The 22717-nt window shown below is 58.1% G+C and carries 19 protein-coding genes and 2 pseudogenes; 17 read left to right on the top strand and 4 right to left on the bottom strand.

Going from position 1 to position 22717, the window contains the following annotated elements:
* Positions 1 to 19 precede the first annotated feature (19 nt).
* From G7066_RS07835 to G7066_RS07810, 6 genes are read left to right on the top strand one after another with little or no spacing between them, the layout of a single operon-like run.
* Complete coding sequence (locus G7066_RS07835) at positions 20 to 370, top strand: HIT domain-containing protein (RefSeq protein WP_166330242.1); 351 nt, start codon at positions 20 to 22, stop codon at positions 368 to 370.
* On the top strand, positions 351 to 1376 hold the full coding sequence (locus G7066_RS07830; protein WP_166330240.1) for a PhoH family protein: 1026 nt from the start codon (positions 351 to 353) through the stop codon (positions 1374 to 1376). The genes G7066_RS07835 and G7066_RS07830 overlap by 20 nt, the downstream gene beginning before the upstream one ends.
* Positions 1373 to 1834, top strand: coding sequence for an rRNA maturation RNase YbeY (ybeY, locus tag G7066_RS07825; protein ID WP_166330238.1), 462 nt, complete (start codon positions 1373 to 1375; stop codon positions 1832 to 1834). The genes G7066_RS07830 and ybeY overlap by 4 nt, the downstream gene beginning before the upstream one ends.
* A complete protein-coding gene (locus G7066_RS07820; RefSeq protein ID WP_244302817.1) occupies positions 1831 to 3168 on the top strand; it encodes a hemolysin family protein in 1338 nt (445 codons plus the stop codon). Before ybeY ends, G7066_RS07820 begins: the two co-directional genes overlap by 4 nt.
* Complete coding sequence (gene era / locus G7066_RS07815) at positions 3165 to 4076, top strand: GTPase Era (RefSeq protein ID WP_166330236.1); 912 nt, start codon at positions 3165 to 3167, stop codon at positions 4074 to 4076. The genes G7066_RS07820 and era overlap by 4 nt, the downstream gene beginning before the upstream one ends.
* Before the next feature lie 60 nt (positions 4077 to 4136).
* On the top strand, positions 4137 to 4511 hold the full coding sequence (locus tag G7066_RS07810; protein ID WP_166330234.1) for a DUF5684 domain-containing protein: 375 nt from the start codon (positions 4137 to 4139) through the stop codon (positions 4509 to 4511).
* Here the strand turns inward: G7066_RS07810 and G7066_RS07805 are convergent.
* Both G7066_RS07805 and G7066_RS07800 read right to left on the bottom strand, forming a co-directional pair.
* Positions 4508 to 5311, bottom strand: coding sequence for a DUF2207 family protein (locus tag G7066_RS07805; protein ID WP_166330232.1), 804 nt, complete (start codon positions 5309 to 5311; stop codon positions 4508 to 4510). The two genes, G7066_RS07810 and G7066_RS07805, sit on opposite strands and share 4 nt — an antisense overlap.
* A 79-nt stretch (positions 5312 to 5390) precedes the next feature.
* Positions 5391 to 6299, bottom strand: coding sequence for a DUF2207 domain-containing protein (locus tag G7066_RS07800; RefSeq protein ID WP_166330230.1), 909 nt, complete (start codon positions 6297 to 6299; stop codon positions 5391 to 5393).
* Between the two features lie 183 nt (positions 6300 to 6482).
* On the opposite strand from G7066_RS07800, the pseudogene leuA reads away from it, so the two are divergent.
* The 7 genes and pseudogenes from leuA (at position 6483) to G7066_RS07765 (ending at position 16006) form a co-directional block, all read left to right on the top strand.
* Positions 6483 to 8244 (top strand): annotated as a pseudogene (gene leuA, locus G7066_RS07795) (2-isopropylmalate synthase).
* A gap of 219 nt (positions 8245 to 8463) precedes the next feature.
* The gene (gene ruvA, locus G7066_RS07790; RefSeq protein WP_166330228.1) at positions 8464 to 9093 is read left to right on the top strand and encodes a Holliday junction branch migration protein RuvA; all 630 of its coding nucleotides are present in this window, start codon (positions 8464 to 8466) and stop codon (positions 9091 to 9093) included.
* Positions 9090 to 10076 (top strand): Holliday junction branch migration DNA helicase RuvB, encoded by a 987-nt coding sequence (ruvB, locus tag G7066_RS07785; protein ID WP_166330226.1) that lies wholly within the window; start codon positions 9090 to 9092, stop codon positions 10074 to 10076. Before ruvA ends, ruvB begins: the two co-directional genes overlap by 4 nt.
* 147 nt (positions 10077 to 10223) lie before the next feature.
* Positions 10224 to 10637: a preprotein translocase subunit YajC gene (yajC, locus tag G7066_RS07780; protein ID WP_244302816.1), complete on the top strand. Its 414-nt coding sequence runs from the start codon at positions 10224 to 10226 to the stop codon at positions 10635 to 10637.
* Between the two features lie 69 nt (positions 10638 to 10706).
* Positions 10707 to 12551 (top strand): protein translocase subunit SecD, encoded by a 1845-nt coding sequence (gene secD, locus G7066_RS07775; protein ID WP_166330221.1) that lies wholly within the window; start codon positions 10707 to 10709, stop codon positions 12549 to 12551.
* Between the two features lies 1 nt (position 12552).
* A complete protein-coding gene (gene secF, locus G7066_RS07770; protein ID WP_166330219.1) occupies positions 12553 to 13521 on the top strand; it encodes a protein translocase subunit SecF in 969 nt (322 codons plus the stop codon).
* 235 nt (positions 13522 to 13756) lie between these two features.
* Entirely contained in the window at positions 13757 to 16006 is a 2250-nt protein-coding gene (locus G7066_RS07765; RefSeq protein WP_280116143.1) for a RelA/SpoT family protein, read from the top strand.
* 12 nt (positions 16007 to 16018) lie between these two features.
* Here G7066_RS07765 and G7066_RS07760 read toward each other — a convergent pair whose 3' ends face one another.
* Positions 16019 to 16285, bottom strand: coding sequence for a hypothetical protein (locus G7066_RS07760; protein WP_166330215.1), 267 nt, complete (start codon positions 16283 to 16285; stop codon positions 16019 to 16021).
* A gap of 208 nt (positions 16286 to 16493) precedes the next feature.
* Positions 16494 to 17966 carry a DUF349 domain-containing protein gene (locus G7066_RS07755; protein WP_341873777.1) on the bottom strand — a complete coding sequence of 491 codons (1473 nt, stop codon included), beginning with the start codon at positions 17964 to 17966 and terminating at the stop codon, positions 16494 to 16496.
* 106 nt (positions 17967 to 18072) lie between these two features.
* On the opposite strand from G7066_RS07755, the pseudogene G7066_RS07750 reads away from it, so the two are divergent.
* From G7066_RS07750 to G7066_RS07735, 4 genes and pseudogenes are all read left to right on the top strand, one after another.
* A pseudogene (locus G7066_RS07750) lies at positions 18073 to 19352 on the top strand (replication-associated recombination protein A).
* A gap of 239 nt (positions 19353 to 19591) precedes the next feature.
* The gene (gene rpsD / locus G7066_RS07745) at positions 19592 to 20221 is read left to right on the top strand and encodes a 30S ribosomal protein S4 (protein WP_166330213.1); all 630 of its coding nucleotides are present in this window, start codon (positions 19592 to 19594) and stop codon (positions 20219 to 20221) included.
* Between the two features lie 277 nt (positions 20222 to 20498).
* Positions 20499 to 21236, top strand: coding sequence for a response regulator transcription factor (locus G7066_RS07740; protein ID WP_166330211.1), 738 nt, complete (start codon positions 20499 to 20501; stop codon positions 21234 to 21236).
* Positions 21229 to 22671, top strand: a complete 1443-nt coding sequence (locus tag G7066_RS07735) for a sensor histidine kinase (RefSeq protein ID WP_166330209.1) — start codon at positions 21229 to 21231, stop codon at positions 22669 to 22671. Before G7066_RS07740 ends, G7066_RS07735 begins: the two co-directional genes overlap by 8 nt.
* Positions 22672 to 22717: the final 46 nt, after the last annotated feature.

Raw genomic sequence — 22717 nt, 5'->3', positions numbered from 1 at the left:
CAGCGCTAGACTTGCCTGCATGGCAGAAGAGACGGTTTTCGGCAAAATTGTGTCGGGTGAGATCCCAGTTGAGATCCTCGCGGAGACCGACCGTGTGATTGCGTTCCCCGACATCAACCCGCAGGCACCGGTGCATGTACTAGTGATCCCGAAGGCGACTCAGTATCGCAACGTTGCTGAACTCGCAGCTGGCGATCCAGAGACACTCGCAGACATGGTGGCTGTTGCCCAGAGCCTCGCAGACGAGCTTGCCGACGGCGAGTTCCGACTCATCTTTAATTCCGGCGCGGGCGTAGGGCAGACCGTTTTCCACGTGCATGCGCACGTACTCGCCGGTGATCTCAAGGAGAATGCACTCGTTGGAAGCTGAACCAACACCCACTCCGCAGTCGGGAGTCGCAGAAGACACCGAACTGCAACGCACTGTGCTTCTTGCCGGTGTTGATCTCGCCTCCCTGCTGGGGCATCGAGATCAGCTCATTGCTGATCTCGAGTCGCAGCACCCCGGCGTAGTCTTTCACTCGCGCGACGAGGTGCTCACGCTGCGCGGCCCCGCCCTCGAAGTTCGTGCCGCCGAGGAGGTAGTGCGCGAGATCCTTGAGCTCGCAAGGCGCAGCGGCACTGTCTCGAGGCGCGATGTGAGCGAGGTGACCCGCATGGTTCACGAGGGCAATGGGCCCACCGCCGCGCAGGTGCTGAGTGAACCGATTCTCACCGTTCGTGGCCGCGCAGTTCGCCCACAGACTGCCGGGCAAAGGGCGTACATCAACGCGATTGACGCAAACACCATCGTATTTGGTGTCGGCCCTGCAGGCACAGGCAAGACATATCTTGCAATGGCGAAGGCTGTCCAGGCTTTGCAGCGTCGTGAGGTCTCGAAGATCATTCTGACGCGGCCCGCCGTCGAAGCAGGTGAACGACTCGGCTACCTGCCGGGAACTCTTGAAGAAAAGATTGATCCTTACTTACGTCCGCTTTTTGACGCGGTGGGGGCCATGATGGATCCCGACCTCGTGCCGAAACTCCTCGCGAGTGGCACGATCGAGGTTGCCCCGCTGGCTTACATGCGAGGCCGAACGCTGAACGAGGCGTTTGTCATTCTTGACGAGGCACAAAACACAACTCCAGAGCAGATGAAGATGTTTTTGACCAGGCTCGGCTACGGCTCAAAAATGGTCGTGACGGGCGACGCAACACAGGTCGATTTGCCAGCAGCCGTCAGTGGACTGCGAGTGGTTCGTCGCATCCTGAAAGACGTTGAAGACATTCATTTTGCTGAGCTGAGTTCAGACGACATCGTCCGCCACAGCCTTGTTGGGCGAATCGTGGACGCATACCAGGCATACGATGAAACAAAAGAAGCGAGAACGCAGTGAGTGTGGAGATCAACAACGAGTCGGGCATTGAGGTAGAAGAAGGCCGACTGCAGCGCCTCGCCGCGTTTGTGCTGGAATCATTGCACGTGCACCCCGACACTGAGCTGGGTGTCATGCTGGTCGATGAGGCTGCGATCGAGCAGTTGCACGTGCAATGGATGAACGAGCCCGGCCCCACCGATGTTCTGAGCTTTCCCATGGATGAGCTGCGGCCAGGACGTGCAGATGCGCAGACTCCAGCAGGTCTACTCGGAGACGTTGTTGTCTGCCCGCAGGTCGCTGAGGTGCAGGCTGAGGCAGCCGGACACGACCTGCCTCAAGAGGTGTCGGTGCTGCTGACACACGGCATGCTGCATCTGCTGGGCTTCGACCACGCGACTCCAGAAGAAGAAGCGGAGATGTTTGGGTTGCAGCGCGATCTCCTGCTTTCGTTTGCCATGCGCGAGCGAAAACAGTGAGTGGAGTAGTCATCGCGCTGTTTCTCGTGGCAGCGCTCATTCTGCTCGGTGTAGCGGGCCTTCTGGCCGCTGCGGACGCCGCCTTTGGGGTGCGCTCGCGTGCCGAACTGCTAGGGCTCGCTGAAGATTCCCCTCGCCGCGGTAAGGCGATCCGCGCGATCGCGGAAGACGAGGCCGCGCACCTCAATGCTCTCAGCTTTGCGAGGGTGTTTACCGAGACCCTTGCCGCCGTATTGATCACGCTCGTGCTGGCGTATTCCCTCGACGAACTCTGGCTTGAACTCGTGATTGCGACACTCGTCATGACGGCCATTACGTTCGCTCTGGTGGGATCAAGCCCGCGCACGGTAGGAACCCACCACCCTGATGCTGTGATTCGCTTTGCAGCGCCCACTATGCGTGCGCTGCGCCTGATCCTCGGCCCCGTGGCAACTTCGCTCATTCGGATCAGCAATCGAGTGACCCCCGGGCGCAGCAGCGGCGGTGCCCGCATCCGCGATGAGCAGCAGCTGCTCTCGATGGTAGATCAGGCCGCAGAGCAGTCACTACTCGAGAGCGACGACCGCGACTACATCCATTCGCTCGTTGAGTTTGGTGACACCCTGGTGCGAGAAGTGATGGTGCCTCGCATCGACATGGTTACTATCAGCAGCGAATCGAGTGTGCGTGAAGCGCTTGAACAGATGCTTGCTTCGCGGCACTCCCGCATTCCGGTAGTTGGTGGAGACATCGATGATGTGGCGGGGATCGCTTACCTGCGCGACGCGAGTAAGTTCATGCTGCGGCGCGCAGACGAGGTTGATAGCTCGCGTGTGACCCGCATTATGAAACCGGCAATCTTTGTGCCTGAGGTACAGCGAGCAGACAAGCTGTTGCGGCGCATGCAGAGCGAATCGAATCACCTGGCGCTCGTCGTTGACGAGTACGGCGGTATCTCGGGTCTCGTGACGCTGGAAGACCTCATTGAAGAGTTGCTCGGCGAGATTAACGACGAACACGACCGTGAAGAGTTAGAAGTGACTCCCCAGGGTGATGGTTCGTTCCTCGTGAGTGCCAGGCTCGGGGTTGAAGAGCTCGGTGAGCTCTTTGGAATCGAGCTCGATGACGACGAGGTTGACACCGTGGGCGGATTGGTGGCGAAACATCTGGGAAGGCTTCCTGAGCCAGAAGACACCGTGGTTGTCGCAGGGGTTGAGCTCACCGCTGTCGAAACTGAGCGGCGTCGCCAGCGACTACTCACGGCGCGAGCCCGCTGGATCGGTAACGAAAAAACTGACGCGGTTGAGAAGGAAGACAACTCTCAAACGCTAGGCAAGAAAGAGGACGAATCATGACAGACCACACAGAGCCCGGGAACAATGACTTCCGTGCTGGATTTGTATCATTCGTCGGGCGCCCCAACGTCGGTAAATCGACACTCACGAATGCGCTGGTCGGTGAAAAGATCGCCATCACGAGCCCAAAGCCGCAGACCACAAGACGTGCTATCCGTGGAATCGCGCACAGACCTGACGGGCAGCTGATTATTGTTGATACGCCCGGCATCCATCGCCCTCGCACTCTGCTCGGTGAACGATTGAATGCTCTCGTGGAAGCGACCCTTGGAGATGTCGACGTGATCGGTTTCTGCGTCCCCGCGAACGAGAAGCTCGGGCCTGGAGATCGATTTATCAATGAGCGGCTCGACGACTTTCCGCGCGCCAAGAAGGTCGCGATTCTCACGAAGGTCGATGAGGCCTCAAAATCAGAGATTATTGACCAACTCACGAGACTCGGCACGCTGCGCGAGTGGGATGCGGTCGTGCCGATCTCTGCGGTCACGCAGGAGCAGCTTGACGTTCTCTCAGATGTGCTGCTCAGGCTGATGCCGGTTTCTCCGCCACTCTACGACGCAGAGCAAACCACCGACGAGAGCGAAGACGACCGAATCGCGGAGCTGATCCGCGAGGCAGCTCTTGAAGGCGCGCGCGAAGAACTGCCGCACTCACTGGCGGCAACGGTTGACGATCGCGAGGTGCGTGACGACGGTCTTCTCGAACTGTATGCGTCGATCTACGTAGAGCGCGACAGCCAGAAGGGCATTGTGATCGGAAAGGGTGGCTCGCGCCTGCGCGATGTGGGGGAGAAAGCACGTCACGAGATCGAGGCGCTACTTGGGCGTCGGGTATACCTTTCGCTCCGTGTGAAGGTGCTCAAGGAATGGCAACGCGACTCGAAGGCCCTCGGCAAGCTGGGTTTCTAGACTGGTCTTGTTCGCGTCAAGCCCTGTGCAGCACCTTGCTGAGGTGGCTAGAATCTGGGCATGGACTACATCACAGATCAGGCGCAACTCACAACGTTGTTTCAAACCTACGGTGTCTTTGCGATTGCCGTTTACGTCGTCATGGCGATTGCGCTGTGGCGAGTCTTCACCAAAGCTGGTTACCCGGGCATTCTTGCGATCATTCCGATTGTGAACACCTTTATTCTGGTGAAGGTTGCCGGTTACTCAGCTTGGATGACGCTGCTGTATCTCATTCCGATCGTCAACTTCATCTTCTCGATCGTCATGGCCGTGCGTGTGGCTCAACGCTTCGGAAAGGGCGGCGCTTTTGCGTTCTTCCTGCTGTGGCTGCTGCCGTTTATCGGCTACATGGTTCTCGGCTTTGGAAGTGCTCAGTACCGGCCGCGCAACTAGCGACCGCCTGAGAAGCCACCGCCACCGCCACCTCCGGAGAAGCCACCACCCGAGGATCCTCCTGAGCTGCTGGAGGTGTAGCTCGCTGAGGAGGCGAGCGAACGGGTGAACTCTGAGATCGTGCTGTTAAAGCTTGAGATTCCGTGCAGGCCAACGGCTGGGTACCAGTAGGGAACATAACCGGGGTTTTCCTGATATCTGGTCTCGAGGGTTTTGCTCCATTGCTTCTCCAAGCCAAAGAGCATCGCGTAGGGGAGCAGCTTTTCGTACAGGTTGATGACATTGATGCTGCCGTCCTGCAAACGCTCAGCACCCTCGTAGGACTGCAGCGCCCTTATGCGATCGGCCTCAGCGACGCGGATAAACTCACGCACTCCCTCGAGATGCTCGCGAGTCTCTGCTCCGAGTTGAGTATGGACACGTTGTTTACTGACGCCGATGATGCCGAGAAGGAGCGCGAGCGCGGCAATAAAGACACTGATGAACGGCGTTGCTGAGTTACGCGACACGAACCCGAAGGCCGAAAATGCAATCAGCACCGCGGCAAGTCCGAGGGTGACGAGGCCGAGTTTTCGAGCCACGGGGTTCGCAGCTTTTTCGAGGTAACCGCGCGAAATTGCTTGGTCCACGCCGATCTGCTTCAGTGCAGTCATGCGGCGGGCAAAGCTCTGACTCTTCCGCGGAATCTCAAGGATCTCTCCAACAGTCTGGGCTGGAAATAGGTCCTGCGCAGTTTTTGTGTCGAGTTGGTCCCACAGCGGGTGAGATCCATGAGCCGGATAGTGGGTCTTGGTCTCCAAGTGGCTTCTGATTCTTCAATACGGATTACTCCGCTCACCGCGAGGTGTACGAACTCGGCGGGCACTGATGCAGCCGAGGTCATAGAGCCCACGATGGGTGCAGCAAGCAGCGGTGGTAGAGATGCCGGAACCTCGTACTGCGCCACGACCACACCGCGCCCAACACGCCGTTTCCTGTGGTAGCGAAAAACGGCGATCCCGCTGGCCAAACCAGTTGCAATTGCCGCGCCTCCGATAAAGAGGGCAGCGTGTCGAGAGCGAAGTTGGGAATGCGTGAATCCGGCTGCACAACAGTACCCGGTTCAAAGCCAATGGCAACGGTCACACCCTGCTTGGGTGCGAGTTGGATCGCGGGGACACTGAACGCCGGACCAGCTTCATTGCGCGTCATTTCGCACTCATCGGTGGACCCTGCCGCACCGATGTAACACCGTGAGTTACCGTTCAGCTTCGAGGCGAGTTTCGGAGAGAAGGAAATGCTTGCGGTGAACTGCTTGATCGGTTGAAGGTGTTCAGAATCAACGAGGTCCCAGTAGAACTCGTCGGCGGAGCCGTCGTCTCGCGCCAGGATCGTGTCACTGAGGGTGTAACTGATGACGTAGCCTTGAACGCCATGAACAAAGTCATCATTGCCGGTGAGAACCGCAATGAAGCCGTCGCCAGTTTCAAGTTCAAAAGGGATCGGAGTTCCGGTGAGATCGGTAACGCTAAAGTCGCGGGGATCCGTGGAAGCGTTTTCGTAGTCAACCGGGAGACCCCGCACGAGCCCGCGGTTCTGGTCAAAGTCGGGGAAGTGAGCCACGAGCGTCTCCGTAACTCGAGTTATTGAGCGACCGTCCTCGTCAGTGTCGAGTTGATAGTCGACGTGCCAGCTGTCGTAGCTGAAGTCGCTTGTGTCGGCCTGAGCTGGGGTGAGGGCGGTGAAGGGCGCAAATAGGAGCGTGAGTGATGCCATGGTGCCAAGGAGTATTCTCGCAATCTTGCCCATGTTTGTAACCCTATCGTTGCCTGGAGGTGAGTTCGGGCAAGTATCCAAGCCAGTGGTATAGTGACTTCATGCTGTTCGGCTCGCTTCTCCTTAGCTGCCGCGACGAGTCCTAGTTTTCAGGCCTCCCTCGTCGCGGTGTTTGTGTTTGGCTGAGCAAGAGTTTTAGACGAGGAAGACGAGCCCATGAAGAACACGCAACAGCCCTCAGGTATGCCGATTCACCGCTACCGCCCGTTCCACGAGATCATCAAGGTCGATCTTCCGGATCGCACCTGGCCGACTAAGCGCATTGAGAAGGCACCTCGGTGGTGCGCGGTTGATCTGCGCGACGGCAATCAGGCACTTATCGATCCCATGAGCCCCGAGCGCAAGCGGATCATGTTCGATCTGCTCGTGAAGATGGGCTATAAAGAGATCGAGGTCGGGTTTCCGTCCGCGAGCCAGACCGATTTCGACTTCGTGCGGCACCTGATCGAAGACAACGCGATCCCCGATGACGTCACCATCCAGGTGTTGACCCAGGCGCGCGACCACCTCATCAAACGCACCTACGAGTCGCTCATCGGTGCGAAACAGGCGATCGTGCACCTCTATAACTCCACGAGCATCTTGCAGCGCGATGTAGTGTTCCGGCAGGATCGTGAGGGCATTAAGCAGATCGCGATCGATGGTGCGAAGCTCTGTGTCGCTAGCGAAGAAATCTGCGCGGGCACCGATATCTACTACGAGTACTCGCCCGAGTCGTACACCGGCACCGAACTGGAGTACGCGGCCGAGGTCTGTAACGATGTGCTCGAGATCTTCAAGCCGACCCCGAGCGCAAGGTCATCATTAACCTGCCCGCCACGGTCGAGATGGCAACCCCCAACGTCTACGCCGATTCGATCGAGTGGATGTGTCGTAACCTGAACCACCGCGAGAACGTCATCGTTTCGCTGCACCCGCACAATGATCGCGGTACCGCCGTGGCTGCAGCGGAGTTGGGCTACCTGGCCGGAGCTGACCGCATTGAGGGCTGCCTCTTTGGTAATGGTGAGCGCACCGGCAACGTTGACCTGATCGCTCTTGGCATCAACATGTTCACGCAGGGGATCGATCCTCAGATTGACTTCTCGAGACTCGATGAAGTGCGCCGCACTGCAGAGTACTGCAACCAGCTGCGGGTTCCTGAGCGCAGCCCCTGGGCGGGCGATCTTGTCTACACAGCCTTCTCTGGCTCGCATCAGGATGCGATCAAAAAGGGCTTCGAACGCATGACACAAGACGCCGAAGCTGCGGGAGTTGCTGTCGAAGATCTCGAGTGGGCGGTACCGTACCTGCCGGTTGACCCGAAGGATCTTGGTCGCTCGTACGAAGCCGTCATTCGTGTGAACTCACAGTCGGGCAAGGGAGGCGTTGCCTACCTTTTGAAGACGGACCACAATTTGGATCTGCCGCGTCGACTGCAAATCGAGTTCAGCTCAGTTGTGCAGGGAGTCACTGACACCGAGGGCGGCGAGGTATCCAGCGAGGAAATCTGGCGTATCTTCCAGGATGAGTACCTGCCGGCTCATGATCCTGCGGCTGAACGCTGGGGCGCTACGAGATTTTCCGTACCTCCTCAGTGAGCGCCGGCGACGGCGTGACCGAACTCACCGTCGATTACCGCATCGGTTCTGAAGAAAAGCAGTCGACCTCGCGGGGCAACGGTCCGGTTGACGCGTTTCTGAACGCGCTGAACGATGGAGGGCACGCGGTCACTCTGTTTGACTACGTCGAGCACGCGATGAGTTCGGGTGGAGATGCAGTAGCTGCCTCCTATGTAGATCTTGAGGTCGACGGACAGCGTCTGTGGGGCGTTGGAATTGATCCAGATACCAGTCGCGCAACACTCAAAGCCATCATCAGCTCGGTGAATCGCGCGGTGCGAAACGTTACGTCTGAGTCGGCGCTCGCGAACGCGTAATTCTTGGAAGGTCCGGGTGCTCGCTACTTGGTAGTCCCGAGGTTTGCGAGCAACCTGGCCGTTACTCCATGGGCTCCCTTATGGGGACGAGGGTTCTGCGCTCGTGGGTAGCGCCATCGCTTGACTGGCATCTTGCGCACCCCCATTTGTTCGTAGATATCTTCGAATGAACGGTGTGGCGAGTCCGCCAATGTCGGTGGTGCAATCTAGGCTAAGCGTGTGATTGCTTCGATACATGGTGAGGTGCTCTCTGCGGGAGCCGGCTGGGCAGTAATTGGTGTGGGCGGGATCGGCTTGCGTGTTGAGATTCCGAGCGGTCGTGTAGCGCAGGCCTGCACCGGAGAAACCCTGTTTCTGCACACCTGGCTGGTCGTGCGCGAAGATGCGCTTACGCTGTTCGGGTTTTCTACGGAAGACGAACTGACAGTGTTTGGTCACCTTATTGCTGTCTCGGGTGTTGGCCCTCGCAGCGCTCTTGGTGTGCTTTCTAGCCTGACCCCAGCTGAGATCGTGCGTGCGGTGGCAAACGAAGATGCGAAACCTTTTCAGAAGGTTTCAGGCATAGGTCCAAAGACCGCGAAACTTTTGACAGTTTCGCTCGCGGGTAAACTGAGGGAGCTGAGCCTTGCCGATTCGACCATAGACGTGAGCGCGACATCCGATCCCGAATCTGTTGCAGCTGAGGCCGTGCGCGACGGCCTTGTTGGGCTCGGCTGGGGTGAGTCCGAGGCATGGCAGGCGGTTCAGGATGCGCGCGCCGCGGGTGCGTCGGTTGAGAGCGCGGCTCTCTTGCGTGCCGCGCTTGCGCTGCTGCAGAACGCTCGACCGAGTGGTCGGAGCAGTCGATGACGGGGGAATTGTCGCCTCAGGCCTCTCCGTCAGAGATTGGTTACGAAGGGGCGCTGCGTCCCGGAACGCTCGACGAGTTTGTCGGTCAGTTCAAGGTGCGCAGCCAGATGAACTTGCTGCTCAGTGCTGCAACTATGCGCGGGGTTGCTCCAGATCACATTCTGCTTGCTGGTCCACCCGGGCTTGGCAAAACAACTCTCTCGATGATCGTGGCAACCGAGCTTGATAAGCCGCTGCATCAAACTTCCGGCCCGGCCATCCAGCACGCCGGTGACTTAGCGGCCGTGCTCTCTGCTTTGACCCCGGGTGAGGTCCTGTTCGTGGATGAGATCCATCGCATGGCTCGCAGTGCAGAAGAGATGCTCTACCTCGCGATGGAAGACTTTAAGGTCGACATCATGGTCGGCAAGGGGGCCGGAGCAACATCCGTGCCGCTTGAACTGGCGCCCTTTACTCTCGTGGGGGCGACCACTCGTGCGGGTCTGCTCCCTAACCCACTGCGCGACCGATTTGGCTTCACCGCTCACCTTGAGTTTTATTCGGAGGATGAGCTCGCGAGTGTGGTGAGGCGTGCGGCCCGCCTGCTAAATTTTGACATCTCCGAGCAGGGTATTGAAGAGATCGCAGGCCGCTCTCGAGGCACGCCCCGTATTGCGAATCGTTTGCTGCGAAGAGTGCGGGATTACAGCCTGGTGCACGAGATGGTGGCAGACACCGCAAGTGTTGAGGCGGCACTGACTCTTTATGACGTCGATAAACACGGTCTTGATCGGCTCGACCGCGAGGTGCTTCGCGCTGTGATTCAGCGGTTCAATGGTGGGCCGGTTGGGCTCTCTACACTCGCAGTTTCCGTTGGTGAAGAAGCTGAGACAATTGAGTCGGTTGTTGAGCCTTTTCTTGTGCGTGCGGGGCTTCTCACGCGAACTCCACGAGGGCGTGTGGCGACTCAATTGGGTTGGGATCACATTAGTGCACACAAGTGAGGCACAGAAACCTCGCGAGACTCGCAGTCTCGGCACCCTATTTTCAGCCGCGACACGGTAAGGTGGCAGAGTCTATGCGCGCTATGTGCATGATCTTGCTCGCCCATTGAAAGGTCTACTGTGCCTCTGGATCCGATTACTATCCTGATGTTCGGCCTCATCGCCGTGCTGATTTTCTTCATGTTCCGTAACGGAAAGAAGCGTCAGAAAGCGATGCAGGAGTTGCAGTCAGGCCTGCGCCCCGGAGCTGAAATTATGCTTCAGTCTGGCATCTACGGCACGGTTGTCGAGATAAACGATGAAGAGAATCGCGCAACTATTCAGAGCGGCTCTTCAACGCTTGTGGTTCACCGCAACGCAATCTCTCAGATCGTCACTCCGGTTGATGCGCCCGCAGATGCGGTTGTGAGCCCCGACCTGGCTCCTGACGATGATCCCGCTTTCGGGGAACGAATTGCCTCCGAAAGCTCAGACAGCACCAATGACGTTTCAAAAGCCGACGCTTCGAACGCCGAGGTTAACGATTCCGATGGCGAGAGTGATCAGACGCCTAAGGCGTAATCACTTGCGGCGAGCTTGTGCAATTGAGGCCTAGCTCGCCTTCACCGATATAGAGAAAGCAGTACTGTTTTGGCGTCCACACCTGCGGTGCGGAGGGCTCGTCGCTCCCTCATCTTCCTTTTGGTCATAGTTGTTGGCCTTGTCGGTCTCATCACGCTTGGGGTGACCTTCGACAAGGAGAATGCGTCTTGGACCCCCAAGCTCGCGCTCGACTTGCAAGGCGGAACACAGATTCTGCTTGCGGCCGAGCAGACTGACGGCAAGGCCGTGAGCGGGGAACAGCTACAGCAGGCTGTTTCCATCATTCGCCAGCGTGTTGACGCTGCGGGTGTGTCGGAGTCTGAGATCACCACACAGGGATCAAGCAACATTTCTGTTGCCATCCCGGGCAAAGCAGACAAGGAGACGCTGCAGCGGATTGAGGCTTCTGCAAAGCTCGATTTCCGCCCCGTGCTTGCTGTTGGTGTGGGTGTTGCGGGAGCTGACACGGAGAACGCTGAGGCTGACAACGCCAAAGCGGACACCAAAGACGGCAGCTCAGCAGATGCAAAGACGACAGATTCCAAAGAAGCAGACGCCAAGACCACGGACACGCCGAAGGCTGACGCAAAGGCCGCAGACACTAAGGATGCAGCCAAGGCTGAAAGTGTCGATCCAGATCCGCTTCCTAAAGAGGCGGGTGACCAAGCGTGGCTCACGCCCGGTCTTCAGCAGGAGTTCGCCGACTTCACTTGTGATTCTGACACCGCACTTGATACGCGCGATGCCCCTGCCGATCGTCCGCTTATCACCTGTGACGATACGGGTTCGTTGAAGTACATTCTTGGGCCGGTTGAGCTCAACGGTGACGTCATTACAAACGCTGTTTCGCAGAAGGCCACCGATAGCCGTGGTAACACGACCGGTGGCTGGAATGTCCAGATCACGATGAACGACAAGGGTGCCAAGGAGTTTGGCAAGATCAGCACGCGCCTCTACGGTGCGCAGGAGCCATTCAATCAGTTCGCGTTTGTGCTCGACGGCTCGGTGCTTTCTGCGCCCACGATGCAGGGACAGATTCTTGACGGTCGCCCTTCGATCTCCGGTGATTTCACTCAGGAGTCCTCTAAGGCGCTCGCGGATCAGCTGAAGTTCGGTGCCCTTCCGATGGACTTCACCGTGCAGAGCCAGGAAGACATTTCTTCCACGCTTGGTTCAAACCAGTTGCAAGCGGGTTTGCTTGCCGGTCTTATCGGCCTGCTGCTCGTTGTTGTGTACTCGTTCTTCCAATACCGCGCGCTTGGCAGCCTGACAATTGCTTCTCTCGCGGTTGCTGCAATCCTCACCTACCTGCTTCTCACGTTCTTCTCGTGGCGTCAGGGATACCGATTGTCGCTGGCGGGTATCGCCGGTATCATCGTGGCCGTTGGCTTCACCGCTGACTCCTTCATTGTCTACTTCGAGCGAGTTCGAGATGCTCTTCGTGATGGCTTCCCAATTGAGGGAGCTGTTGAGAACGGTTGGAAGCGCGCCTTCCGAACGGTTCTTGCTTCTGACGGCGTGAACTTCCTTGCTGCTGTGATTCTCTACATTGTTGCCGTCGGTAACGTGAAGGGCTTCGCCTTTACCCTTGGTCTTACGACCCTGGTTGACGTGGCAGTCGTTGCACTGTTCACACACCCAATGATGGCCCTGCTGGCACGTACTCGCTTCTACCGCGAGGGCCATAAGTTCTCAGGCCTGGATCCGCGAAGCCTCGGTGCCGTTTACCGTGGTCGTGCCCAGTTCCGTGAACCCGTGATCGCAAGTAGGGGAGCGGGCAAAAAGAATGCCCGCAGCCAGCACGAGGCGGAGCGCCGTCAGACTATTGCAGAACGTAAGGCCGCCGAGGCCTCCGGCACTGTGGCCCCCAGCGCCAACGGAAAGGAGAGCTAACATGGCTCGCCGCTCATTCTCTGAGTTCGGAAACGCGCTCTACACCGGTGAAAAGTCGATCAACTTTATTGGTCGACGGAAGACCTGGTACATCATCTCGCTCATCCTGATCTTGGTTTGCCTGTTTGGTGCGCTTCTACGTGGCACCCCAAACCTTGGCATCGAGTTCACGGGTGGTAGCCAATTCCAGGTGCACCTCACCGAGGGCCAGGATCGCGATCCAGGTGTTGCGGAAAAGGTCGTGACTGATGTGGTGCCCTCAAGCAACCCTCGAGTCACGAATCTTGGCGCTGCTGATATTCGCATTCAGACCGGATCTCTGAAAGATAACGAGAACCAAGAGGTCATCTCTGCCCTTGCCAAGGCCTACAGCGTCGATGAGAGCGAAGTTACGTTCTCTTACATCGGTCCGGCTTGGGGTCAGGACATCACCCGTCAAGCCATCGTGGCTCTCATCGTGTTCATTGTGTTTGCGGCAGTGGTGATGGCTCTCTACTTCCGCACCTGGAAGATGTCGCTCGCGGCAATGATCGCCCTCTTCCATGATCTCGTGATCACGGCGGGTGTATACCTGATAACCGGGTTTGAGATCACACCGGCTGCCATGATTGGTTTCCTCACGATTCTTGGCTATTCGCTCTACGACACCGTTGTGGTGTTCGACAAGATTCGCGAAAACACTTCGGCCAGCGAAGTCAGCGACCATCGTACGTTTGCCGAGGCGGTGAACCTCGGTGTGAATCAGACTTTGGTGCGCTCGATCAACACCTCGATCGTTGCACTGTTGCCAGTCGCCTCGATTCTTTTTATTGGAGCCTTTGTTCTCGGTGCGGGAACGCTGCGCGATATTTCGCTTGCTCTGTTCATCGGTATTTTTGCAGGCGCCTACTCGACCATCTTTGTGGCAGCACCCATTTACTCGCAGCTGCGCGAGGGGAACCCGCTATCAAAGAACACGACGATAAAGTGATGAAGTTGCGTGCGCGCGAGGCAGAGAAATCTGACGACGAAGAGCCCGCTGAGGCAGAAGCGGCCAAGTAGTCGCCCAGCCAGCTCTAGAATGAGATGGTGCTTAGAAATGTTGGATTCACTTTGAATCCAACATTTCTAAGCACCATCTTTCTGTGTTGGCGCCGATAGCGCGACCCGTTTAGTAGGAATAGCACCGTTTGGTGTAACGTTCAGTTTGTCGAAGGAGGTTGAACGTGGCGGTTAATGAAACAGCGCAAAGCGGCACAACCTCGCTCAGGCGCCTCGTGCCGAGAATCTTTTCGCGTGGCAGCGCTCCGGGAGCGGTTGATCAGCTCATCCGAACTGTGCGGGGCAATTACCCACGTGCAGATCTTTCGATCATCGAGCGTGCCTACACGGTGGCGGAGCGCTCACACCGGGGTCAGAAACGGCGCAGCGGCGAACCGTACATCACGCATCCGATTGCGGTGGCCCAGATCCTCGCTGATCTCGGCATTGCCCCCGTGGCCATTGCCGCGGCTCTGCTTCACGACACGGTCGAAGACACCGACTACTCGCTTGAGCAACTCACAGCGGAGTTTGGCGAAGAGGTCGCGATGCTCGTGGACGGCGTCACTAAGCTCGACAAAGTGAAGTACGGCGACTCTGCCCAGGCGGAAACCGTGCGCAAGATGGTTGTTGCGATGTCACGTGACATTCGGGTGCTGGTGATCAAGCTTGCTGATCGCCTTCACAACGCCCGTACTTGGGGGTTTGTTTCTGGCGACTCAGCCAAGCGAAAGGCTCAGGAGACACTCGAGATCTATGCGCCCCTCGCGCACAGGCTCGGCATTCAGTCGATGAAGTCTGAGCTCGAAGATCTCTCATTTGCGGTGCTCAAGCCAAAGCTCTATGCCGAGATCGAAAACCTGGTCTCGCAGCGCAATCCGCAACGTGATGAGGTGGTGGGTGCGGTCATTCAGTCGATCGAGTCCGATCTTCGCGACGCAAAGATTCGCGGCGAGGTTACCGGTCGCCCGAAGGAGCTCTATTCGATCTACCAGAAGATGATCGTGCGGGGCCGTGACTTCGATGACATTTACGACCTCGTGGGCATCCGTGTGCTCGTCAACTCCATCCGCGACTGTTATGCCGTGCTGGGAGCCGTACACGCGCGCTGGACGCCCATCCCGGGCCGCTTTAAGGATTACATTGCGACGCCGAAGTTTAACCTGTACCAGTCACTACACACGACGGTGATTGGTCCCGATGGGCGCGCGGTCGAGATTCAGATTCGAACCGTTGAGATGCACCAGCGCGCCGAGTACGGTGTGGCTGCCCACTGGAAGTACAAACAGCGCCAGCAAGGCCAACAGGCTCCGAGTTCGAATGACATGGCCTGGCTCGCGCACATCTCTGACTGGCAGGCCGAGACAGAAGATCCTAGCGAGTTCTTGGACGCACTGCGTTTTGAGATCGGCGCAAAAGAGGTCTACGTGTTCACGCCGAAGGGGCGAGTCATCGGCCTCCCTGCTGGCGGAACAACCGTGGACTTCGCATATGCCGTGCACACAGAAGTTGGGCACCGCACCATGGGTGCCAGGGTCAATGGGCGTCTCGTTCCGCTTGAGACGGCTTTGCAGAATGGTGACGTGGTTGAGGTTTTCACCTCGAAGGATCCGAACGCTGGACCGAACAAGGCTTGGCTCAATTTTGTTAAGAGCAAACGTGCCCAAAACAAGATTCGTCAGTGGTTCACCAAGGAACGACGTGACGAGGCTGCCGAGACCGGCAAAGTTGAGATTACCAAAGCGCTTCGTAAGCAGGGGCTGCCGCTGCACCAGGTGATGAACTCTGCGGCTCTGCAGCAAGTGGCGCTTCAACTCCGTTACGCAGACGTCACGGCCCTCTACGCCGCCGTCGGTGAGGGGCACGTCTCTGCACAGTCCGTCATCGAAAAAGTGTCGGCGCTCGTCTTTGACGATCAGGTTTCGACAGAACCCGCTCTCGCGACCATGCCGATCATTGACTCGCCACGGGCGTCGAAGACCGGTTCCACCAGCGGCGTTGTGGTCAAGGGTGCCTCTGATGTACTTGCAAAGCTCGCAAAGTGCTGCACGCCGGTTCCCGGTGATGCTATCCGCGGGTTTGTGACGAAGGGGCAAGGGGTTTCTGTGCATCGCACAGACTGCCACAATTTCGGGCAGCTTGAGAAGCAGTCTGACCGGCTTGTCGACGTTGAATGGGCTCCAACTGAAAAGACCGTGTTTCTCGTGCACATTCAGGTTGAGGCCCTCGATCGATCGGGATTGCTCTCTGATGTCACTCGCACGCTTTCGGAGCACCATGTGAATATTCTCTCCGCATCAGTCAACACCTCCTCTTCCAGGCTCGCCATTAGCCGTTTCATCTTCGAGATGGCCAATGCCACCCACCTTGAGCACGTACTGAATGCTGTGCGACGCATTGACGGTGTCTACGACGTCTACCGCATTACAAACTAGACATCTGCTTCGCTAACACCCTTTGAGTCTGTTGAGAGCGACGTTGCGATATGCCTGAGGGCCCTCGATCAATCGCGTCTCCACGGCTTCCTTTCCGCCTGGAATGAGGGGGAGAAGTAACCGGTAGGTGGCTTTGCTTCTTGCATCGAAGCTAGCCGGGTCGCGCAGCAGGTCTAAGGCAGTTCGAATGGGTGACGTGACCGCAAAACTATCGCAGTAGACCACATCACTCTCTGTAATGCGCAGCTGCTGCAGCGTCAGGATTGAGTTACTGACCATCTCTGCTCGACGGCCACCAAGCGTTGCGAAACGGAGCGGTTTGCCTGGATGACGACATGCTCCCCATATCCAAGCTGCACTCATGCGCACCGCAACACGATGCTCTGTGTACCAGGGCGCGAGGGCCGTGGCGCGGATTCTGCTGGTCTCGGGCCATCCGGCCAAACGCGATCCCGGACCACAGCGCACCAGTGTGCCTCTTAAGATCTCAGCCGATCTGACCGCTACCGGCCAGTTGTAGACCGCCGGTATCTTCGGAAGTTCTCGTTTGGGGTGTTCTCGCATTCAACCAGATTGCATGAGTTCGGGCGGGCGCGTTTGAAATTTCGCAAATCTGTGGATAACTCAAAGAGAAAGGCCGTCTACCCTCGCTGTGAGCAAAGTTAGACGGCCTTAGACGTGTTGGAGGACTAGTCCCCAGAGCTGCGAGCCAAGACTGCTGAGTCTGCAGTTTTGTCTCTGCCTCGGACTGAGCTTTTTTGTCGCCCTTCGCCTGAGCTGCTTCGATTTCTGCGGTTAGCTCTGCGATTGAAGCCTCAAGCTGGCCGCGCAGACCCTCGCTGCGGGCCTTGGTCTCTGGATTGGTCTTCTTCCAATGCTCGTCTTCAAGGCCTTTGACATGATCTTCTACCTTGCGCAGTCGACCCTCGATATCGCGCAGAGACTCGCGAGGAACACGTCCGATCTCGTCCCAGCGAATCTGAATATCGGTGAGTTGCTTGCGAGCCGCTACCTGGTCAGTGACCTTCAGAATCGGTTCAGCCTCTTCAAGCAGAGCTTGCTTTGCTGCCAGGTTTGCGGCGTACTCTTCGTTGCTCTGTGCAACCTCTGCGGCCTTCGCCTCGTAGAGCACGTCACCGGCGGCCTTAAACCGGGCCCAGAGTTGGTCATCGAGCTTGCGGCTTGCGCGACCGGCTGCCTTCCACTCGTCGAGCAGCAAACGGTACGCAGGAATCGCGTCGGTGCCCTTTGAAGCGAGAGCTTCGGCGGATGCAATGATCTTCTCTTTGCGCTGCTTCACATCTTTGTTGTTGGCATCCATCTGAGCGAAGTGGGTGCGGCGGGCAGTGTCAAACGACTGTCGGGCCGAACGGAACCGCTTCCAGAGTGCATCGGCCTGGGCCTTCGAAACTTGGGGCCCGCTGCGCTGGATGGTCTGCCACTCGGTGAAGAGCTTTTCGAGGGCCATGCTCGTGTCTTTCCATCGGATGGAGGATTCGGGCTGAGCTGCCAGCTTTTCAGCTTCAATAACGATCGCTTCGCGCTGAGCGAGGGCTTCCTGTCGAGCTGCCTCACGCTCGGCCTGCTGTTTTTCGGAGAGCTCAGCTGCCTTGTCGCCAAGCTTCTCGACGCGCGCACGAAGAGAGACTAAGTCACCCACGGCGGCCGGCTCAACGAGCGATTCCTGAAGCTTTGCGACAGTTTCTGCAACGGAGCCCTCGGCGGTGCCGCGTGCAATGCGAGCCTCAAGTAGGGTGACCTGGCCCTCAAGGTCGGCGTACTTGCGAGCGAAGTAGGTGAGTGCCTCCTCGGCAGTTCCGTCAGGGAAGGAGCCTACGGCTCGTTCAGAGTCGCCCTCGCGAACGTAGACCGTGCGGTCTTCGTCAACTCGGCCCCAGGGCGTTTCTTTGCTCGTTTCGCTCACAGTGCTACTCACCTGTCGGTAGTGGGGTTGGCTCATAGCCAACCAGATTGGACTCTCCCACTATGCCACAGCTCAGCACGGATAGCATGGTGGAGTGACCACCTCAGCAGTTCCCGGGCATACCGCACCCCTCGCCGTGCGCATGCGTCCGCGCTCACTCGACGAGGTGGTGGGCCAGAAACACCTCCTCAAACCGGGGTCACCACTGCGAGTTCTCGCGGCTGAGGGGGAGTCTCAGCGCGGTGCAGTTTCGATAATTCTTTGGGGCCCGCCGGGCACGGGCAAAACTACGCTCGCCCAGGCCATCGCCCAGTCGAGCGGCCGTCGCTTCGTTGAACTTTCTGCGGTGACCGCCGGAATTAAGGATGTGCGCACCGTCATGGAGCGTGCTCTCAACGATCGCGACCTCTTCGACGTCGCGACCGTGCTCTTTCTTGACGAGATCCACCGTTTCACCAAGGCCCAGCAGGACGCGCTGCTGCCGGGTGTCGAGAATGGCTGGGTCACGCTTGTGGCTGCTACAACCGAAAATCCTTCCTTCTCGGTGATCAGCCCGCTGCTGTCACGCTCGTTGTTGCTCACCCTTGAGCCTCTACAAGACGATGAACTTCGCACGTTACTCGTGCGAGCTGTCGAGGACCCCGCGGTTTTGGCAACGCAATCTCTGTTGAAGACGAGGGGTTTGAAGCGCTGGTGCAGCTCGCTTCGGGTGACGCACGTCGCGCTCTCACTGGCTTAGAGGCAGCAGGAGCCTCTGCTCTCGCGGGTAAAGAGGGTGACGCGATCCCCATTGTCACCGCAGAAATCGTGTCGGTCTCGGTGGATCGCGCGCTCCTGCGCTACGACAAGAACGGTGATCAGCACTACGACGTGATTAGTGCCTTCATTAAGTCACTGCGCGGGTCCGATCCCGATGCTGCTATTCACTACCTCGCGCGCATGATTGAAGCGGGAGAAGATCCCCGCTTTATTGCTCGCAGGCTCATGGTGCACGCGGCAGAAGATGTGGGCATGGCGGATCCTCAAGCCCTCTTGATTGCCGTCGCAGCCGCCGAAGCGACGCAGCTAGTCGGGTTGCCGGAAGCTCGAATACCGCTTGCAGAGGCAACGATCTACATCGCCACCGCACCAAAATCGAACGCTGTGATTACGGCGATCGACAGCGCCATCGCAGATGTAAAGGCTGGTCGCTTCGGGCTCGTGCCGATCCACCTGCGCGACGGCCATTACCCGGGTGCAAAACGGCTCGGACATGGCAAGGGTTATAAATACCCGCACAACGAGGCTCTGGGTGTTTCGAAGCAGCAATATCTTCCCGACGAACTCGTCGATCGGGAGTACTATCAGCCGGTGCCGCGCGGCCACGAGCGTGAGATAGCCGACCGCCTCGAGAAGATACGCAAAATTACGAGGGGCATCTGATAAGCTTGTCGTTGGCCTACACCACCTCTTGCTGCTGGCTGCAAGCAAGATGCGGGTGGCAGTCGCCCTGTAGCCGGGTTTCTGCACTGGTCGTTCCCTCACCGAAGACGGTGTGCTGTGTCGCGTGCATTGCTGTTTGACCCTATGGTCTTGCTCACAAATGCGGACACAGCGTGGCCGAGAGAACACGCGATCCCGTTTGGGATCGCAAGAACTGACAGAAACTCGAAAGGATCAACGTGTCTACTACGTCGCGTACCCGCTCACAGACCCGCCGCTCGCGGGCACTGGGCATTGCCCTTACTCCGAAGGCCGCCAAGTACCTTGAGCGTCGCCCCTACGGTCCCGGTCAGCACGGCCGCACCAAGCGTAAGAGCGACAGCGACTACGCCGTGCGTCTGCGCGAGAAGCAGCGTCTTCGCGCCCAGTACGGCATCCGCGAGAAGCAGCTCGTTATTGCATTCAAGGAAGCCCGTCGCCAGGACGGTCTGACCGGTGAGAACCTGGTTGAGCTCCTCGAAATGCGCCTTGACGCGCTCGTGCTCCGCGCAGGCTTCGCTCGCACCACCGCGCAGGCTCGCCAGCTGGTTGTACACCGCCACATTCTCGTCGACGGCAAGATCGTCGACCGTCCCTCGTTCCGCGTCAAGCCGGGACAGCTTATCCACGTGAAGGAGCGCTCCGAGGGCATCGAACCGCTGCAGGTTGCAGCAGCCGGTGGCCACGCAGAGGTTCTGCCGAACGTTCCCGGTTACCTCGAGGTTGAGCTCGACAAGCTGCAGGCTCGCCTGCTGCGTCGCCCGAAGCGCGCTGAGGTCCCCGTGACCTGTGAAGTGCAGCTCGTGGTTGAGTACTACGCAGCTCGCTAAGACAGCTTCACAAGATGGGGTACCGGTTCCCGGTACCCCATTTTTTGTATCTCCCTGCCGATCCAGGCCAATCGGGTGTAGTCATATTGCGGGTTGGCAAGTCCCCAACTAACAATATGGCTGCACTCGATCGGGAAGGGGGCGAGAGCAACGGGCCTCCGCGAACCGCGCCGAACAGAGCCGGATCACGACGGACCGCCCCGAAGTGAAGCCGTTTACAGAGGATCGGCGGCTCTTCCACACGATTCGCATAGGATCATCTGGCTGACTTAGAGGCATGAGAACACAAACGTCGCGCGAGGCAAGTAGCGTCCAGGATCAGAAACCGCGCGTACTTGTGGTTGACGACGAACCCGCGCTCTCCGACCTGGTCAGCATGGCGCTGCGATACGAGGGCTGGGAGACGCAAATCGCGAGTAACGGTACCGACGCTCTGGCGGCAATCCGGGAGTTTGCACCCGATGTGCTTGTGCTCGATATTATGATGCCGGGTCTTGACGGTCTTGAGGTGCTCCAGCGCTTGCGGGCCGAGGGTGACGGTGTGCCTGTGTTGTTTTTGACTGCGCGAGACTCCATGCAGGATCGCCTCACCGGCCTCGACATTGGCGGTGACGACTACGTAACCAAACCGTTCAGCCTCGACGAGCTTGTTGCCCGAGTACACGCGCTTGCTCGCCGATCCTCCAACAAAGTGCAGGTTGTTGATAGTTCCGTGTTACGAGTGGGAGATCTCTCGCTGGATCAAGATAGCTTTGAAGTGAGGCGCGGCGAAGAGGTTATCGGGCTCACCTCAACCGAGCTTGAGGTGCTTCGTGTGCTGATGGAGAATCCAAGCCGAGTCGTGACGAAGGCCGCCATCTACGAGAGTGTATGGCACGGTGAGTTCGACGGAAGTTCGACTGTTGTTGAGTTGAACATTTCCTACCTTCGCAAGAAGATCGAGGGTGCAAAACCAACAATGATTCGTACAGTGCGTGGAGTTGGATACATGATCAGGCCGGCAAGCGATGACTAATTCGCAACCCATCACAAATGCCGCCGAAGCGCAGACGAGAAAGCATCGCTGGTCGCTTCGCACACGCATTGTGGCAATTCTTGCATTTACGGTGATTCTGCTTTCGGGTACGATTGCGGCTATTGGTCTAACGTCGTTGCGCGCCTCGCTGGTGCAACAACTTGACGGAGGACTACGGGCGCTCTCAGCCCGTGTCATGGTAACAGGCAGTATGGATGGGCCTGGTGTGTCTACCGGCGCAATTCAAGTACACATTGATGCCACCGGCGCCAAGGGTGTGCTGCTCGACGAAGACTTCACGACGAAACAGCTTTCTAGTGATCAACTCACCGCGATTACCACTGGCTGGAGCGATAGTCCCACTAGAGACATCGTGCCAGGAGGCGGCCTTGGTAACTACCGTTTCCACCTAGAACAACGTGGTGGAACCGCGATGATCGTGGGGCTACCACTCGCTTCAGTAGAACAGACCATTTCTTCGCTTGGTTTGACGATGGCGCTTGTAGCAATAGCGGGCTGCCTGGTCTTTGGTATGCTCGCAGCCTGGTTTGTGCGGCACCAGCTCCTCCCACTCGAAAAGGTTGCTGACGCGGCAGAGGGGATCGCAGAGACCCCGCTTGAGCGGGGTGAGGTGCAGTTGCAACGGGCGGAGGAACCTGGGCCGAACGCAGCGGGGGAAGTCACCCGCCTCGTGTCAGGCTTCAATTCGATGATTGACCAGGTGACTGATGCCTTCCACGCGCGACACGACAGTGAAGAAAAGGTTCGTAGATTTGTCTCTGACGCATCGCATGAACTGCGCACTCCACTCGCTTCGATACGCGGTTACTCAGAGCTCACGCGCAGAATGGGCATCGAGCTTCCGAAGGACGCTGAGTACGCGCTCGGAAGAATCGAGTCCGAATCCGTGCGCATGACGGATTTGGTTGAAGATCTGCTGCTGCTCGCGCGCATTGACGAGGGACAAGAACTCACGAGTCAGCCCGTCGACCTCACAACGCTCGTCTCAGACGCAGTAAACGATGCGGCCGTCGCTGGGCCGCATCACCAGTGGCTCTTTGAGCCCGCCGAGCATGATGGTGAACCCGTGACCGTCGCGGGTGATCCCGCTCGTTTGCAGCAGGTGCTGGTGAACCTGCTCGCAAACGCACGTATTCATACCCCTGAAGGTACAAAAGTGTCTGTCTCGCTCGAGGAAGATGAAAACTGGGCGACCATACACGTGCACGATAACGGGCCCGGAATTCCAGCTGAGCAGTTACCAAAGTTGTTCGAACGCTTTGCACGCGGTGACACCTCCCGAACGAGAGCGACCGGTAGCACGGGGCTTGGGCTCGCGATCATTGATGCCATTGTTGGTGCACATAGGGGGGAACTCCGCGTGACAAGCGAACCGGGAGACACTTCGTTTACGGTGCGGATACCCAAATCGTGATCCACAGCGAGCGCTCCGGTCGCTGAATATTCCTACCGCTAAGCTT

Origin of the sequence: Leucobacter coleopterorum (assembly GCF_011382985.1) — a bacterium.
GTDB lineage: Bacteria > Actinomycetota > Actinomycetes > Actinomycetales > Microbacteriaceae > Leucobacter > Leucobacter coleopterorum.
Note: the sequence above shows the minus strand (reverse complement) of the source record. Positions and strands in the feature narration are given on the sequence as shown.

Coding starts and splice junctions, on each gene's coding strand:
- G7066_RS07835 (WP_166330242.1), top strand. CDS start 20: ATGGCAGAAGAGACGGTTTTCGGCAAAATTGTGTCGGGTGAGATCCCA.
- G7066_RS07830 (WP_166330240.1), top strand. CDS start 351: ATGCACTCGTTGGAAGCTGAACCAACACCCACTCCGCAGTCGGGAGTC.
- era (WP_166330236.1), top strand. CDS start 3,165: ATGACAGACCACACAGAGCCCGGGAACAATGACTTCCGTGCTGGATTT.
- G7066_RS07810 (WP_166330234.1), top strand. CDS start 4,137: ATGGACTACATCACAGATCAGGCGCAACTCACAACGTTGTTTCAAACC.
- G7066_RS07800 (WP_166330230.1), bottom strand. CDS start 6,299: ATGGGCAAGATTGCGAGAATACTCCTTGGCACCATGGCATCACTCACG.
- ruvB (WP_166330226.1), top strand. CDS start 9,090: ATGACGGGGGAATTGTCGCCTCAGGCCTCTCCGTCAGAGATTGGTTAC.
- yajC (WP_244302816.1), top strand. CDS start 10,224: ATGTTCGGCCTCATCGCCGTGCTGATTTTCTTCATGTTCCGTAACGGA.
- secF (WP_166330219.1), top strand. CDS start 12,553: ATGGCTCGCCGCTCATTCTCTGAGTTCGGAAACGCGCTCTACACCGGT.
- G7066_RS07760 (WP_166330215.1), bottom strand. CDS start 16,285: ATGGTCAGTAACTCAATCCTGACGCTGCAGCAGCTGCGCATTACAGAG.
- G7066_RS07755 (WP_341873777.1), bottom strand. CDS start 17,966: ATGAGCCAACCCCACTACCGACAGGTGAGTAGCACTGTGAGCGAAACG.
- G7066_RS07740 (WP_166330211.1), top strand. CDS start 20,499: ATGAGAACACAAACGTCGCGCGAGGCAAGTAGCGTCCAGGATCAGAAA.
- G7066_RS07735 (WP_166330209.1), top strand. CDS start 21,229: ATGACTAATTCGCAACCCATCACAAATGCCGCCGAAGCGCAGACGAGA.